Raw genomic sequence first — 14,593 nt, 5'->3', positions numbered from 1 at the left:
GAAACGGTAATGAAGGAAATCCCATGCGCAGATTGTTGATCGCAACGGCGGTTTACGCCGCGTCTGTCCTGACGGTCGATGCGGCCGAGACGGCAGCACCATCGGCCAAGGTCACAATCGTATTCGACCAGGCCCTGCCCAATGTCCCCGGCAAGAGCATGAAGGGCGTGCTGGTCGAGTACGGTCCCGGAGGCTCCTCGCCGGCCCACATCCACGCGCCCTCCGCCTTCATCTATGCCACCGTCCTGGAAGGCTCGATCCGCAGTCAGGTCAATGACGGCCCCGCCAAGGTCTTTCACAAGGGAGAGAATTTTGCCGAACGGCCTGGCGATCGCCACGCCGTCAGCGCCAACGCCAGCGATACCGAGCCGGCGAAACTACTGGCCGTGTTCGTGGTGGATACGGCCGACAAGGAGCTGACGACGCCTCTTGCGAAGTAGCGCCAGACCGGCAGGCGGCTGGCGATTGCCACCAGCGTCAATTGGGACCCTCGACGAAAACGACTGGCGTGCCCTTCGACAGGCTCGCCGCGACGCGTTCGGCGTCCCAATTGGTGAGGCGTACGCAGCCGTGAGATTCCGCCTTGGAGATCTTGCCCGGCCAAGGCGTGCCGTGAATGCCGTAGCCTTCAGCCGACAGGTTGATCCAGACAGTGCCGACCGGATTGTTCGGGCCAGGCCTGATCTTGAAGGGCGAGCGGGAACGGACGCCCTTGAAGTGATAATCGGGATTATAGCGATAGTACGGATTGCGGCTGATTTCCGTGACTTTGAGCGTACCCGAAGGCGAAGGCTTGTCTTCGCTTCCGACCGTCGCGGGATAGAATCCGATCATGACATTTGATTTATCGAACAGCTTTACCGTCTGCCTGACCTTGTCGACCTCGACCCTGTCGGCCTTAGCAGGTGCATCATTGCCCTCGTTGCCAATGTTCACCACGACGATAATCTCGCCGGCCCGGTCGAAATGGCGCCCGGGGTTGAGCATCTCCAGGAGTTGCTCGCTCATGTGAAATTTCTCGGCCAGTGCTTCGCGCGGGCTGGTGTAGCCGAGCTTCGGGATGTCCTTCATGTCTTCCATCTTCGACGGGAGCCTGGTCAGGAAAGGACCCGCCACGTCCTGCTGGGCGATGGTGTAGGTCGCGGTCGCCGGCCGGTCATCCTTTTGCAGCGCCTTCCAAACATCGTCCGATAGGGTATCGGAACTCGGCAATTGCTGCGCTTCCGCATAGGCCCGCAGCGCTTTCCTGGCATTCTCTCCGAACTTGCCGTCGATCTCGCCTAGCGAGAAGTGCGCCCGATCCAGGAGGACCTGCAAGCGCACGCCCGCCGGGGTCGGCTTCTCCTTCGAAAGGCTCTTTTTCGTTGGCTGCGCGGAATTGACCGCATCCGCCGTCATCTCGGCAGCAAACGCTGGCGAGGCCGCCAGGGCAAAGACAAGCAAGATGCAAATCTGCCCCGTTTTCGTCAGGGACATCGCCGCCTCCTTTCAGGTTTCCTGCGGTTGCGCGTTGAACCCTGGGGCTGCAGCGGCAACCAGCTCGCGATACCGTTGTTCATACTGCCGCGCCATTCGGCGTGCGGTGAAGCGTTCCTCGAAGCGGGCACGCACCTTCCTTCGATCCAGCTTGTCCAGTTCGTCGACGGCCTTGACCGCCTGCTCCTCGTTCTCGACGATGAAACCGGTCACACCGTGCTCGATCACCTCAGGGACGGAGCCGGAACGGTACGCGATCACGGGCGTGCCGCAGGCCATCGCCTCGATCATGACCAGCCCGAAAGGTTCCGGCCAGTCGATCGGAAACAAAAGCGCGGCCGCCTGGCTGAGGAAGGCCTGCTTTTTGATGTCATCGACTTCACCGATAAGCTGGATCTTCTCGCCGTCGATCCGAGGCTCGAGGTGTTTCCTGAAGTAGGCGGTCTCGGCGCGTGGGATCTTCGCGGCGATGCGGAGGGGCATCCGGGCCGCGTGCGCGATCCGGATAGCGTCCTCCGGCCCCTTCTCGGCGGTCAGACGACCAAGAAAAGCCAGATAGGATCCCTCCTCACAGGAGGGGCGCAACAGCTCCGACGGCAATCCGTGCTGAATCGTTCCGATCCATTTCGCATCGGGAAGCGGCAAGCGCTGGCGATCGGAAATCGACACGAAGCTTGCCTCGGGGAATTGCCGGATCACGTCCGGTAACCCCGGCAAGTCGAGGCGGCCGTGCATGGTCGTGAGGAACGGCACGCCAAGGCGAGTGAGCAGCGGCAGTGGGAGCCAGTCGACATGCGCGTGGATCACGTCGAATTCCCTCGCCCGCTTCGCGATCGCTTCCAGCAGCATCGCGCTGGCCGCCCCGGGATCCGCGCCCTTTCGGCCGAGTCGCAGCGCGCGTGGCCATACCGAGTGAAGCTTGCCGGTCGTTCGGGAGTCGCCACTGGCAAATAGCGTGACGTCGTGTCCAAGCTTGACGAGCTCATCGACCAGCCAGGCGACTACCCGCTCGGTGCCGCCATAGAGCTTCGGAGGGACGCTTTCGGCCAGGGGAGCAAGCTGAGCGATGCGCATGATAGCCCGCCGCTATATCGCTAATCGGAAGATCAGCACGATGGCTGCGGACAGGAGGTTCGAAATCGCGAGCAACGTCCAAGCCGGTCTGGCGCTCGCGCGCGCCAGGCGGCACAGAAGCCTCTCAAGCGACATCAACATGAGTCATCGGAAAGCCGCTCGAGATAGGCAAGCCCGAAACCCGTGAGTTCCTGGGCGTCGCCGTCGCTCTCTCGTGCTTCCCGTCTCCCTCGCAGATGGCGCTCGAGCAGGCAGCGACGGCCATCCGCAGCATCGATATCGCGATGCCGCGCGCGGTACACGCACCATGCGGTATCGACCGCTGTTCGTAGCGGACCGTCGTCGACCATGTTCCCAGCTCCGACGTGAAGATGTTCATGGGACGCCAACTCGTCGCGACGGCGGAAGTTTCCAGTTTTTCCCGAAAGTCTAATGCTGCCCGCAAGGCGAGTTCAGCAAGCGTTTGCTCCTGCTGCGTGCAAATCAGGCGGCGCGCCGCGTGGCCATCTCCGCGGCGAGGAGCAACGCGGCCCGGCTGGCTCCGATCGACGCGACGCCTTGCCCGGCAATGTCGTAAGCCGTGCCGTGCGCTGGCGTGCAGATCGGGAATGGAAAGCCGCCGAGCAAGGTGACGCCACGGTCGAAGCCCATCAGCTTCATCGCGATCTGGCCCTGGTCGTGATACATCGTCAGCACGGCATCGAACGCGCCGGCCTTGGCGCGCAGGAAGACGGTGTCGGCGGGAAACGGTCCCTCCGCGGCGATGCCCTCGCGCTGGCCGGCCGCGACCACGGGCGCGATGATATCGATCTCCTCGCGGCCGAAATTTCCGCCGTCGCCCGCGTGCGGATTGAGACCGGCCACGGCGATGCGCGGCCGCGCGAAGCCGGCGTTGCGCATGCAGGCATCGGTCAGCTGGAGCGCACGATGGATGCGTTCGCTGGACAACTTTGCAGCAACGTCCCTCAGCGGAATATGGGAGGTGACTCGCGCGTTCCACAGCCGGTCCAGGACGTTGAACTCGCTCGCCGCGGTCTTGAGGCCGACCACTTCGGCCGAAAACGCGATCTCGTCGTCGTACTCGGCGCGGGCAAGCCGCATCGCCTGCTTGTTGAAGGGAGTGAAGCAGATCGCCTCGACGCGGCCGTCGCGGCCGAGCTCGAGCGCGTGCTTGTAGTTCGCCAGCGCAAATTTTCCGCCGGCAAGGGTCGCGGTCTTCGGCTCGACGTCCCTGGGATCGAGATGGCCGAGATCGACGAACAGCGCCTCGCCCCCCGCCGCGCGAAGATCGGCCCCCTGATCCACCGTCTCCAGCGCCGGCCTGACGCCGGCAATGCGCGCGCCCTCCTCGAAGATGCGGCGGTCACCGATCACGACGAGCCGGCTTTTCGCGCGGATGTCGTCCTGCGCCACCAGCTTGGCCGTCAGCTCCGGGCTGATGCCGGCGGGATCTCCCATGGCCAATGCAATCAGCGGCTTTGCGGTCATATGATCACCTTCTCCTGGGCGGTCGTTTCGGTCGCGGGGGATGCGGGCTTGCGCCAGAGGCGTGCGAGCTGCAGCACAAGCGGGAGCAGCAGCAGCGCGATGCCGGCCATGATCAGGCACGTCACCAGCTTGTTCGCAAAGAAGATCCCGAGCGACCCCTTCGACATCAGCATCGACTGCCGGAACGCATCCTCGGCCTTGTCGCCGATAACGATCGCGAGCACCAGCGGGGCCAAGGGATAGAACAGCTTCTTGAAGAGATAGCCGACGATGCCGAAGCCCAGCATCATGACGACGTCGAGATAGGAATTCGAGACCGAATAGGCGCCGACGACGCAGATGATCACGATCAGCGGGGCGATGACGACGAAGGGAATCCGCATCAAGGCGGCAAACACCGGGACGGTCAACAGCACCAAGGCGACGGCGACGATGTTGCCGACATACATCGAGGCGATCAGGCCCCAGACAAAGTCCTTCTGGTCGACGAACAGCATCGGCCCCGGATTGAGGCCCCAGATCATCAGCCCGCCCATCATGACGGCCGCGGTCGCCGAGCCGGGTATGCCGAGCGAGAGCATCGGCAGCAGCGCGCTGGTGCCGGCGGCATGGTCAGCCGTCTCCGGCGAGATGATGCCTTCGACCTCTCCGGTGCCGAAATAGCGGCCCCGGCGCGAGAAGCGGCGGGCGATGCCATAGCTCATGAAGGACGCCGCGGTCGGCCCGCCCGGGGTGATCCCCATCCAGCAGCCGATTGCGGCGCTGCGCAGCAAGGCAACGCCATGCCGCGGCAGCCGTCCGACCGCGCGAAACACCTCGCGCCAGTCGATCTTCGAGGACACCGCGCGGGCATGGAATTCCTCTTCGACCGCGACCAGCAGCTCGCCGATACCGAACAGGCCCATCACCGCGACCACGAAGCTCACGCCCTTGACGAGTTCATCAACGCCCATGGTGAGGCGGACACTGCCGGAGACGGTGTCGATGCCGATCGCGGCGATCGAAAAGCCGATCGCGAGCGCCACGACCGTCTTGATCGGCGCGGCGCCGCCCATGCCGACAAAGCTGGCGAAGGCCAGGAAATAGACGGCAAAGTATTCCGCCGGCCCGAAGGCGAGCGCGACCTGCGCCACCCAGGACGCGAGGAAAGTGATCAGGATGACGCCGACCAGCGCACCGAAGGCGGCCGAGCCGAAGGCGGTGGCGAGCGCCGTGGTCGGCCTTCCGTCGCGCGCCATCGGATAGCCGTCGAAGGTGGTCGCAACCGACGACGGCTCGCCGGGAATGTTGAACAGAATCGAGGTGACCGAGCCGCCGAATAGCGCCCCCCAATACATGCTGGAGAGCAGAATGATCGCCGACACCGGCTGCATGCCGAAGGTCAGCGGCAGGAGCAGCGACACGCCATTTGGCGCGCCCAGCCCGGGCAGCACGCCGACGAGAATGCCGAGCAGCACGCCGACGACCATTAGCACCAGGTGCGGCACGGTGACCGCGATGCTGAAGCCGTGGAGGAGTTCCCCGAGATTGTCCATCGGCCCTCCGTCAGAACCCGAAGGCGGCTGCGAGCGCGCCGTGCGGCAAGCTCACCTGGAACATGCGCTCGAACACGACGTAGAGCGCGAGCGCTGTCGCTGCCGCCATCCCCAGCGCGCGCGGCACCGATTGATGCCTGGGGATCGCCAGCACCGCGAAGACATACAGCGCCGAGGCGACGTACATCCCGGCGAGCGGGATTGCGGCGACGAAAACCGCGGCGGGCACGAACAGGCCGGCAAGCCGGCGCAGCTCGATCGGCGTGATCGCAATGGGAACGTTTGCCAGGGACGCAACCGGCAGCACGCCCCGCGCCAGGTTGTAGAGGCTGCCGAGCACGATGACGATGCCGGTCAGGAACGGAAACGTGCCGGCCTCGACGCCCGCGCTCGACCAGCCGATGCCGTTGTCGAGGCTCGAGACGACGACGGCCACACCAAAGCCGCCGGTGAGGACGGCGGTCGCAAGTTCAAGCGCGCGGCGCGAGATCATGGGGGACTCCGCTCTGACGTCGGGCAATTGCCCGCTGTAGCCACGCATCCTTCCCCGGCGCTCGGTGCCGTCCCTGCGAACGCAGGGACCCATAACCCCAGGGAGGAATTTGACGAAGACTCGAGGTCAAATCCATTTCGGTACGACGGCCAGCACACCTCGATGGATCACGCGGTATGGGTCCCTGCGTTCGCAGGGACGACAGCGGAGTTTGATGCACGCCCCGCCTCACTTCACCAGCCAGCCCTGCTCGCCCGCCACCTGCTTGACGTGCTCGAGATCCTCCTTGATGAACTTGTCGAACTCGGCGCCGGTCAGGAAGGTGTCGACCTGGGACGTCTTCTCGATGTAGTCCTTCCACTCCGGCGTCGCCTGCACCTTCTTCATGAGGTCGACATAGAACGCGGCCTGGTCCGGCGTGACCTTGCCGGGCAGCCACACGGTGCGTGGCTGCTCATATTGCTTGATGTCGAGCCCTTGCTCGACGCAGGTCGGAACATCGCCCCAGCCTTCGGTCGCGGTGACCTTGGCGCCCTGCGGCAGCCGCTTCGGGCTGAAAACGCAGAGCGGCCGCTGCGTGCCGCCGCGCCATTGGCCGAGGCTTTCGCTGGGATTGTTGACGTGGGAATCGAGATGTCCGCCGGCGAGTTGCACGGCGGTCTCCGCGCCGCTCTTGAAGGGGATATAGGTCAGCTTGACCTTGCCGGCCTTCTCGATCATGCGCGTCAGCACCTCGTCGGTGTCCTTCGACTGGGCGCCGCCCATCTTGAACTCGCCCGATCCGGCCGCCTTCAGATAGTCACCCGCCGTCTTGTAGGGCGCGTCCTGCTTCACCCACAGCAGGAACTCGTCCTGCGCCATCGCCGCTACGGGCGTGAGATCGGTGTAGTTGAAGGCGACCTTGGAGACGAGCGGCTGCTGCCAGGCGTTCGAGGTGCCGAAGATCACCTTGTAGGGATCGCCGGCGGAGGCCTTGCCATAGACATAGCCTTCCGCGCCGCTGCCGCCGCCCTTGTTGACGACGACGATCGGCTGCTCCGTCAGCTTGTGCTTGGTGATGATGTTCTGCACCGCGCGCGCGAGATTGTCGGTCCCGCCGCCGGGCCCGGCGGTGGCGACGAACTCGATCGGCTTTTGCGGTTGCCAGGCACTGAGCGCCGGCATCGTGCCGGCGAGCATGGTCGCGGCTGCGGAGAGCAGAAGTATCGACGTCCGACCCATGATTTCCTCCAGCTGGCTTTTGTCTTTTGTTGTTGTCTGTCGTATCGACGTCCGGTCAGGCGACGCGTTCCTCGCGTCTTCCTGCGCCTAAGACGATTGCGCCTTCTTTTTCGAGCGCTTCGATCTGCTTCTGGTCGAAGCCGTACTCGGCCAGCACCTCGCCCGTATGCTCACCATAGACCGGCGCGCCCGAGAGGACTTTGCCTGGGGTCTCTGAAAACTTGACGGGAAGACCGATCGTCTTCACCGGGCCGAGCGTGGAATGCTCGACTTCGACGACCATCTCGCGCGCCAGCGTCTGGGGATCCCTGAGCGCCTCCAGCATGTCATGCACCGGTCCGCACGGCACGCCCTTCTCGTCCAGTGCCGCGAGCCAATGCGCTCGCGACTGGGTCCTGAAGCGCTCGCTCAGGACCGCTTCGAGCACTTTCAGATTGGCCATGCGGTCGGCCCCGGTGACGAAGCGCGGATCGGCGGCGAGTTCGCCGGCGCCAAGAGCTTCCAGCATCAAGAGCCAGTGCTTCTTGTTGGCGCCGCCGACCACGAGCCAGCCGTCGGAAGCTTCGAACGCCTGGTACGGCGCGTTGAGCGGATGGGCCGACCCCATCGCACGCGGCGCCGTGCCGGCGGCGAGTGCGATGGTCGATTGCCAATAGGTTTGCACCAGGGCGGCCTCATAGAGCGAGGTCTCGACCCACTGCCCCTCTCCGGTCTTGAGGCGATGTGTATAGGCTGCGAGGATGCCCATGCTCGCGAGCAGGCCGGCGGTGATGTCGGACAGTGGCGGCCCGCATTTGACCGGCGGCCCATCCGGGCGTTCGCCGGTAAAGCTCATGATGCCGCTCATGGCCTGGGCGACGAGGTCGAAACCGCGGCGGTGTTTGTAGGGACCGGTGCGGCCGAAGCCCGACAGCGAGCAATAGATCAGCGCCGGGAATTGCTGGTGCAGCGCCTCGTAGCCGAAGCCGAGGCGCTCCATCGCGCCCGGCGCAAAGTTCTCGACCAGCACGTCGGCATCAGCGATCAGCCGCCGCAGCACCTGCTTGCCGCCCTCGGTCTTCAGATCCAGCACGATGCCGCGCTTGTTGCGGTTCATCATCAAGAAGGAGGCCGCCTCCTCGCCGATCTTCGGCGGCACCGAATGACGGGTGTCGTCGCCGTTGGGCGATTTCTCGATCTTGATGACATCGGCACCCATGTCGGCGAGCATCAGGGTGCAAGTCGGCCCGGCCATGACATGGGTGAGGTCGACGACCTTGAGGCCGGCAAGCGGTCCCGAACGGCGAGAGTTGGATTGCGATCGATCGCTTTGCATCGGGCCTGTCCTATTGACCGCGCCACTGCGGGGCGCGCTTGCTGAGGAAAGCATCGAGCCCTTCGCGAAAATCCTGGCTCGTGTAGCACATCAGGATGAGGTCCTCGCCTTCGTCCTGCGTCAGCCGCCGTTGCAGGCGGGCCACCGCCTGCTTGGTCGCGTTCAGCGTCAGCGGCGCATGACTGGCGACGAGCCGGGCGACCTCGTCGGCGCGCTTTTCCAGCGCGGCAATGTCCTCGACCACTTCGCCGAGCAGCCCAACGCTGGCAGCCTCCGCGGCGTCGACGAGGCGAGCGGTGAAGATCAGGTCCTTGACGCGCGCGGCGCCAATCAGCGCGGTGAGACGGCTGACATTGGACATCGACAGGCAATTGCCAAGTGTTCGGGCAATGGGAAAACCGATCTTCGCACTTGCCGTGCCGATGCGGAGGTCGCAGGCCGCGGCGATGCCGGCGCCGCCGCCGGTGCAAAAGCCGTTGATCGCCGCGATGGTCGGCACGCGGCACTGTTCGAGCGTGGTCAGCACCCGATCGATGCGGTTCTCGTAGTCGATCGCATCCTGCGGCGTCTTGAACTCGCGGAACTGGTTGATGTCGGTGCCGGACGCAAAGGCCTTGTCGCCGGCTCCGCGCAACACCAGCACCTTGATCGCATGATCGCCGTTGGCCTCCTCGCAGATCGCAGCGAGCCGCTCGTACATGGCGAAAGTGAAGGCGTTGCGGGCCTGCGGACGGTTGAAGGTGATCCGCCCGATACCGTCGTTGCATTCAAAAACGAGGTCGTCTGCCCCTACCGCCAGGTCCATTTCCTCATATCCTCTTGTTTTTTGCATTTTTGAATGCAAAATCTGCGATTAGCAAGCTGGAACTTCTAAATACCGATCGCTTATCCCAGTTTTGCATTCAAATTGGAGCGCTGGTCCCCATGCTTCACGAGGACGTCGTTGGCCGCATCCGCGCGATCCTGCTCGACGGCGAAATCCCGCCGGGCGCGCGGATTCCCGAGCGCGAGCTGTGTGAACGGCTGGAGATCTCACGCACGCCGCTGCGCGAGGCACTCAAGGTGCTGGCCGCCGAAGGCCTCGTGCAACTGCTGCCGCATCGCGGCTCGCGCGCGGCAAAACTGACCGACAGGGACATGCGCGACCTGTTCGAGGTCTGCCAGGGCCTGGAGGCCCTTGCCGGCGAGCTCGCCTGCGAACGCATCACGGACGCCGAGATCGACGAGATCGCCGCCGCGCATGCGGCCATGGTGCTGCATTATCGCGATGGCGATCTGATCCAGTACTACCGCGGCAATCGCGCCATCCACGAGGCCATCGTCACCGCAGCCGGAAATCCCGTGCTCGCGGGGCTCTACACATCAGTGACAGCGCGCATCCGGCGCGCGCGCTACGTCACGCCGATGACGCCGCAGCGCTGGGCGCTCGCCGTGAAGGAGCATGACGCCATCCTGAACGCGCTCCAGCGCCGCGACGGCGTCGGCCTCTCCCACATTTTGCGCGCGCATCTCCGCCACAAGCGTGAAGAGGTGTTGCAGGCGGGCTTTGCCGAGACGGAAGGGAACGATCTCACGCTGAGAATTGCGTAAGGCGCAATTCGCGTTGTCCTGACCAGCGGAGAGCGCGTCCACACGTGGCCTTCCCGTCCGGCAGCTCGTTCACGCTCCGCGTGAATCTGCGCACTAATTCCACTTGCTAGCTTGTCGCGGCCGGAGCAGCATACTTCTCTGCCGACCTGCGGCCGCGTGGCCGATCAGGCCGGTCCCAACGCGCGAACAATCGCGCAAAACAAAAGACAAAAGCGGAGGAAACGCATGACAATCGATGTGTCCCGTCGATCCCTACTCGCGCTCGGAGCGGGCCTTGGTGCCAGCGCCATGCTCGGCACCAGCGCGATGGCGCGGGCTCCCAAGCTCGGCACCCAGACGCCCTACTGGCACCGCTTCGTTCTCGGCGATGCCGAGGTCACCGTCGTGTCCGACGGGCCGCTGCCGCTCGGCGATCCCTCCGGAACCTTCACCGGCGTTCCCAAAGAAGAGGTGAAGAAGATGCTGGCGGACAATTTCCTGTCGCCGGACAACGTCGTGCTCGAACAGAACTCGCCGATCGTGAACACCGGCGACAAGCTCATCCTGTTCGATACCGGCATGGGCTCATCGAAGATGTTCGGCGCCAGCACCGGCCGGCAACAGAAGAGCATGACCGAGGCCGGCATCAAGCCGGGGGACATCGATGCCGTCGTGTGCTCGCATGCCCATATCGACCATATCGGAGGCATCGTCGACGAAGGCGGCAAGCCGCTGTTTCCGAACGCGCAGATCTACATCTCGCAGACCGATTTCGACTTCTGGACCGACGAAGGCAAGCTCGGCAGCCCGGCCAAGGACTTCGTCGTTCACGCCCGCAAGAACCTGCTGCCGGTCCGCGACCGGATCGTGTTCTTCAAGGACGGCCAGGAATTCCTGCCGGGGGTCCAGGCGATCTCCGCGCCCGGTCACACCGTCGGCCACACCATCTTCTTGGTGTCGTCGGCCGGCAAGTCCTTCGCCTTCCTCGGCGACCTCTCGCACCATTCCGTGCTGCTGCTCGAGCGGCCGCGCATGGAATTCTCCTACGACACCGATCCGAAGCAGGCCGCGGAATCGCGCGTCAAACTGCTGACGATGCTTGCGGCCAACAAGACCCCGGTGATGTCCTATCACTTCGCCTGGCCGGGCTACGGCCATGTCGCCAAGGCCGGTGAAGGCTTCCACTATTATCCCGAACCGATGCAGATGACGCTGTAGGTTCTCGAGATCAGGTCCGGGCGGCGCGTGCCGTCCGGACCGTCGACGTGCCCTATTCCGCAGGCTCCGCAACAGCGCCGGCCTCCGAGGCGGCGGCATCCGTCCGGCCGCCCGGGAATATCCGCTTCACGAGCACGAACAGTGCGGGCACGAAGAAGATGCCGAGCACGGTTGCCGCGATCATGCCGCCGGCGACGCCGATGCCGACCGCGTTCTGGCTGGCCGAGCCCGCGCCGGTCGCCACCGCCAGCGGCAGCACGCCGAGGATGAAGGCGAGCGACGTCATCAGGATCGGACGCAGACGCTGACGCGCCGCGTGCAGGGTGGCATCGACGAGGCTCCGGCCGGCTGCGATCTGCTCCAGCGCGAATTCGACGATCAGGATCGCGTTCTTCGAGGCAAGACCGATCGTGGTCAAAAGGCCGACCTGGAAATAGACGTCGTTGGCCTGACTGAACAGCGTCGCCGCGAGCAGCGCGCCGAGCACGCCGATCGGCACCGTCAGCATCACCGCGAACGGGACGGACCAGCTCTCGTAGAGTGCCGCAAGGCTCAGGAAGACGATCAGCAGCGAGATCGAATAGAGATACAGCGTCTGGCTGCCGGTGAGCCGCTCCTGGAACGACAATCCGGTCCATTCGTGGCCATAGCCCTTGGGCAGCCTGGCCATCTGCTCCTCCACCGCCTGCATGGCGACGCCCGAGCTGATGCCCGGCCCCGCTTGCCCCTGCAGCTCGACGGCGGCAACGCCGTTGTAGCGCTCGAGGCGCGGCGAGCCAAAGCTCCAGCGATCGGTAGCGACCGCCGAGAACGGCACCATCGAGCCGGAGGCGTTGCGCACATACCAGCGGCCGATGTCGCTGGTATCCATGCGGAACGGCGCATCGCTCTGCACATAGACCTGCTTGACGCGGCCGCGGTCGATGAAGTCGTTGACATAGGCGCCGCCCCAGGCCGCCGACAATGTGGTGTTGAGATCGCTGAGGTTGACGCCGAGCGCGGTGGCCTTGGCCTGATCGACGTCGAGGTTGAATTGCGGCGTGTCGTCCTGACCGTTCGGCCGGGCCTGCGCCACGCGCTTGTCCGCCGCAAGCTGCCCGAGCAGCTGGTTGCGCGCCTGGATCAGCGCCTCGTGGCCCTGCCCGCCGGTGTCCTGGAGATAGACATCGAAGCCGCCGGCATTGCCGAAGCCGGGGATCGACGGCGGCAGCACTGCGAACACCATGGCGTCGCGGATCTTCATGAAAGCCCCCATGGCACGGCCGGCCACGGCCTGCGCCGAGGCCGCAGGACTCTTGCGCTCGTCGAACGGCTTCAAGCTGACGAAGGCAAGGCCGACGTTCTGCCCCTGGCCGGCGAAGCTGAAGCCGCTGACCGCGAACACGCCGTCCACGGCGTCCTTCTCGTTGTCGAGATATTGATGCTCGACCTGCTTGATCACGTCGAGCGTGCGAGTCGAAGTCGCGCCGACCGGCAGCTGGATCAGGGTCATGATCGTGCCCTGGTCCTCTTCGGGCAGGAACGAGCTCGGCAGCCGCTGGAACAGCACGACCATGGCGGCGACGATCGCCGCGAAGGCGATCATCGCCCCGGCGACGCGCCTGATCGCGGCGCCCGCGGTGCGCTGATAGCCGTCGGCCATGCGGTCGAAGCCGCGGTTGAACAGGCCGAAGAAGCCGCGTTGCGCACCATGGTGTTGCGGCGGCTTCAGGATCGTGACGCACAGCGCTGGCGTCAGGATCAGCGCCACCAGCACCGACAGCAGCATCGCCGTGACGATGGTGAGCGCGAACTGCCGGTAGATGATTCCGACCGAGCCGTTGAAGAACGCCATCGGGATGAACACGGCCGAGAGCACGACGCCGATCCCGACCAGCGCGCCGGTGATCTCGCGCATCGACTTCTCGGTCGCCTCGCGCGGCCCGAGCTGCTCCTCGGCCATCACGCGTTCGACGTTCTCGACCACGACGATGGCATCGTCGACCAACAGGCCGATCGCCAGCACCATCGCGAACATCGTCAAGGTGTTGATGGAATAGCCCGCGAGCGAGAGCACGCCGAAGGTCCCGAGCAGCACCACCGGCACGGCGATGGTCGGAATGAGGGTGGCGCGCCAGCTTTGCAGGAACACGAACATCACGACGAAGACCAGCGCGATCGCCTCGAACAGCGTGTGGATCACCTTCTCGATCGACAGCTTGACGAAGGGCGTGGTGTCGTAGGGGTAGACGACGCGGAGCCCCTCCGGCATCGTGGCGCTGAGCTGGGCAACACGCGCCTTCACCGCTTCCGAGGTCGCGACCGCATTGGCGCCGGTCGCAAGGCTGATGCCCATGCCCGCGGCCGGCTTGCCGTTGTAGCGCGCCGCGGAATCATAGGACTTCGAACCGAGCTCGACCCGCGCGACGTCGCCGATGCGGACCGTCTGACCGGTCGTGGCCGTGCGCAGGATGATGTCCTTGAACTGCTCGACCGTCTGCAGGCGGCTCTGCGAGGTGATGGTGGCATTGAGCTGCTGGCCGCCGACGGACGGCAGGCCGCCGAGCTGGCCGGCGGTCACCTGGGTATTCTGGGTCTGGATCGCCGCGGTCACGTCGCCGGGCATCAGATTGTATTTGGCCAGCTTGTCGGGATCGAGCCAGATGCGCATGGCGTATTCGGCGCCGAACAACGTCACCTGTCCGACGCCGGCGACGCGGCTGATCGGATCGTTGACCGAAGAGGCCACGTAGTCGGCGATGTCGCTGGCGGCAAGCCGGCCGTCCTCGGAGACGAAGCCGAGCACCATCAAGAAGCTCGCCGAGGACTTCACGACCTTGATGCCCTGCTGCTGCACGACCTGCGGCAGCAGCGGTGTTGCAAGCTGCAGCTTGTTCTGCACCTGCACCTGGGCGATGTCGGCATCGGCCTCGTTGGTGAAGGTCAGCGAGATCTGCACTTGGCCCGTCGAAGTGCTCGACGACGACATGTATTGCAGATAGTCGAGACCGGTCATGTTCTGCTCGATGACCTTGGTCACCGAGTTCTCCGCGGTCTCGGCATTGGCGCCGGGATAGGTCGCCGTGATCGTGACGACGGTCGGCGCGATCTGCGGATATTGCGCGATCGGCAGCCGCATGATCGCGAGCACGCCGCCCAGCATGATCAGGATGGCGATGACCCAGGCGAAGATCGGCCGCTTGATGAAGAAATGGGACATGACGG

Annotated in this window: 13 protein-coding genes; 3 read left to right on the top strand and 10 right to left on the bottom strand. The window is 64.8% G+C overall.

Annotated features, from left to right (window positions below):
• Positions 1-23 precede the first annotated feature (23 nt).
• On the top strand, positions 24-440 hold the full coding sequence (locus AABA84_RS14925) for a cupin domain-containing protein (RefSeq protein ID WP_212244294.1): 417 nt from the start codon (positions 24-26) through the stop codon (positions 438-440).
• Positions 441-477: 37 nt separating this feature from the next.
• Here the strand turns inward: AABA84_RS14925 and AABA84_RS14920 are convergent, their stop codons facing one another.
• The 9 genes from AABA84_RS14920 to AABA84_RS14880 all read right to left on the bottom strand — a co-directional run bounded on the left by AABA84_RS14920 (position 478) and on the right by AABA84_RS14880 (position 9,407).
• Complete coding sequence (locus AABA84_RS14920) at positions 478-1,476, bottom strand: L,D-transpeptidase family protein (RefSeq protein ID WP_338312407.1); 999 nt, start codon at positions 1,474-1,476, stop codon at positions 478-480.
• A 12-nt stretch (positions 1,477-1,488) separates the two neighbouring features.
• The gene (locus AABA84_RS14915) at positions 1,489-2,550 is read right to left on the bottom strand and encodes a glycosyltransferase family 4 protein (protein ID WP_212244298.1); all 1,062 of its coding nucleotides are present in this window, start codon (positions 2,548-2,550) and stop codon (positions 1,489-1,491) included.
• Between the two features lie 134 nt (positions 2,551-2,684).
• Positions 2,685-2,900 carry a hypothetical protein gene (locus tag AABA84_RS14910; protein WP_212244299.1) on the bottom strand — a complete coding sequence of 72 codons (216 nt, stop codon included), beginning with the start codon at positions 2,898-2,900 and terminating at the stop codon, positions 2,685-2,687.
• Between the two features lie 133 nt (positions 2,901-3,033).
• Positions 3,034-4,038: a 4-hydroxythreonine-4-phosphate dehydrogenase PdxA gene (locus AABA84_RS14905; RefSeq protein ID WP_338312406.1), complete on the bottom strand. Its 1,005-nt coding sequence runs from the start codon at positions 4,036-4,038 to the stop codon at positions 3,034-3,036.
• The gene (locus AABA84_RS14900; RefSeq protein WP_212244302.1) at positions 4,035-5,573 is read right to left on the bottom strand and encodes a tripartite tricarboxylate transporter permease; all 1,539 of its coding nucleotides are present in this window, start codon (positions 5,571-5,573) and stop codon (positions 4,035-4,037) included. Before AABA84_RS14900 ends, AABA84_RS14905 begins: the two co-directional genes overlap by 4 nt.
• A 10-nt stretch (positions 5,574-5,583) precedes the next feature.
• Positions 5,584-6,066 (bottom strand): tripartite tricarboxylate transporter TctB family protein, encoded by a 483-nt coding sequence (locus tag AABA84_RS14895; RefSeq protein ID WP_212244304.1) that lies wholly within the window; start codon positions 6,064-6,066, stop codon positions 5,584-5,586.
• Positions 6,067-6,294: 228 nt separating this feature from the next.
• Positions 6,295-7,287, bottom strand: coding sequence for a Bug family tripartite tricarboxylate transporter substrate binding protein (locus AABA84_RS14890; RefSeq protein ID WP_212244305.1), 993 nt, complete (start codon positions 7,285-7,287; stop codon positions 6,295-6,297).
• Between the two features lie 55 nt (positions 7,288-7,342).
• Positions 7,343-8,602, bottom strand: a complete 1,260-nt coding sequence (locus AABA84_RS14885; RefSeq protein ID WP_212244306.1) for a CaiB/BaiF CoA transferase family protein — start codon at positions 8,600-8,602, stop codon at positions 7,343-7,345.
• Positions 8,603-8,612: 10 nt separating this feature from the next.
• On the bottom strand, positions 8,613-9,407 hold the full coding sequence (locus tag AABA84_RS14880; protein ID WP_212244310.1) for an enoyl-CoA hydratase/isomerase family protein: 795 nt from the start codon (positions 9,405-9,407) through the stop codon (positions 8,613-8,615).
• A gap of 119 nt (positions 9,408-9,526) precedes the next feature.
• Here AABA84_RS14880 and AABA84_RS14875 point away from each other — a divergent pair, with 119 nt between their 5' ends.
• Positions 9,527-10,192: a GntR family transcriptional regulator gene (locus AABA84_RS14875; RefSeq protein WP_212244312.1), complete on the top strand. Its 666-nt coding sequence runs from the start codon at positions 9,527-9,529 to the stop codon at positions 10,190-10,192.
• Positions 10,193-10,417: 225 nt separating this feature from the next.
• Positions 10,418-11,389: an MBL fold metallo-hydrolase gene (locus AABA84_RS14870; RefSeq protein ID WP_028144796.1), complete on the top strand. Its 972-nt coding sequence runs from the start codon at positions 10,418-10,420 to the stop codon at positions 11,387-11,389.
• 52 nt (positions 11,390-11,441) lie between these two features.
• On the opposite strand, the gene AABA84_RS14865 is transcribed toward AABA84_RS14870, so the two are convergent.
• The gene (locus AABA84_RS14865) at positions 11,442-14,588 is read right to left on the bottom strand and encodes an efflux RND transporter permease subunit (protein WP_338312405.1); all 3,147 of its coding nucleotides are present in this window, start codon (positions 14,586-14,588) and stop codon (positions 11,442-11,444) included.
• Between the last annotated feature and the right edge of the window lie 5 nt (positions 14,589-14,593).

Source organism: Bradyrhizobium sp. TM239 (assembly GCF_036247985.1).
GTDB lineage: Bacteria > Pseudomonadota > Alphaproteobacteria > Rhizobiales > Xanthobacteraceae > Bradyrhizobium > Bradyrhizobium ottawaense.
Note: the sequence above shows the minus strand (reverse complement) of the source record. Positions and strands in the feature narration are given on the sequence as shown.

What these genes read in the sequence shown, in the direction of transcription:
- AABA84_RS14915 (WP_212244298.1), bottom strand. Translation starts at nt 2,550, where the DNA reads ATGCGCATCGCTCAGCTTGCTCCCCTGGCCGAAAGCGTCCCTCCGAAG.
- AABA84_RS14880 (WP_212244310.1), bottom strand. Translation starts at nt 9,407, where the DNA reads ATGGACCTGGCGGTAGGGGCAGACGACCTCGTTTTTGAATGCAACGAC.
- AABA84_RS14910 (WP_212244299.1), bottom strand. Translation starts at nt 2,900, where the DNA reads ATGGTCGACGACGGTCCGCTACGAACAGCGGTCGATACCGCATGGTGC.
- AABA84_RS14865 (WP_338312405.1), bottom strand. Translation starts at nt 14,588, where the DNA reads ATGTCCCATTTCTTCATCAAGCGGCCGATCTTCGCCTGGGTCATCGCC.
- AABA84_RS14900 (WP_212244302.1), bottom strand. Translation starts at nt 5,573, where the DNA reads ATGGACAATCTCGGGGAACTCCTCCACGGCTTCAGCATCGCGGTCACC.
- AABA84_RS14885 (WP_212244306.1), bottom strand. Translation starts at nt 8,602, where the DNA reads ATGCAAAGCGATCGATCGCAATCCAACTCTCGCCGTTCGGGACCGCTT.
- AABA84_RS14920 (WP_338312407.1), bottom strand. Translation starts at nt 1,476, where the DNA reads ATGTCCCTGACGAAAACGGGGCAGATTTGCATCTTGCTTGTCTTTGCC.
- AABA84_RS14870 (WP_028144796.1), top strand. Translation starts at nt 10,418, where the DNA reads ATGACAATCGATGTGTCCCGTCGATCCCTACTCGCGCTCGGAGCGGGC.
- AABA84_RS14890 (WP_212244305.1), bottom strand. Translation starts at nt 7,287, where the DNA reads ATGGGTCGGACGTCGATACTTCTGCTCTCCGCAGCCGCGACCATGCTC.
- AABA84_RS14875 (WP_212244312.1), top strand. Translation starts at nt 9,527, where the DNA reads ATGCTTCACGAGGACGTCGTTGGCCGCATCCGCGCGATCCTGCTCGAC.
- AABA84_RS14895 (WP_212244304.1), bottom strand. Translation starts at nt 6,066, where the DNA reads ATGATCTCGCGCCGCGCGCTTGAACTTGCGACCGCCGTCCTCACCGGC.
- AABA84_RS14925 (WP_212244294.1), top strand. Translation starts at nt 24, where the DNA reads ATGCGCAGATTGTTGATCGCAACGGCGGTTTACGCCGCGTCTGTCCTG.
- AABA84_RS14905 (WP_338312406.1), bottom strand. Translation starts at nt 4,038, where the DNA reads ATGACCGCAAAGCCGCTGATTGCATTGGCCATGGGAGATCCCGCCGGC.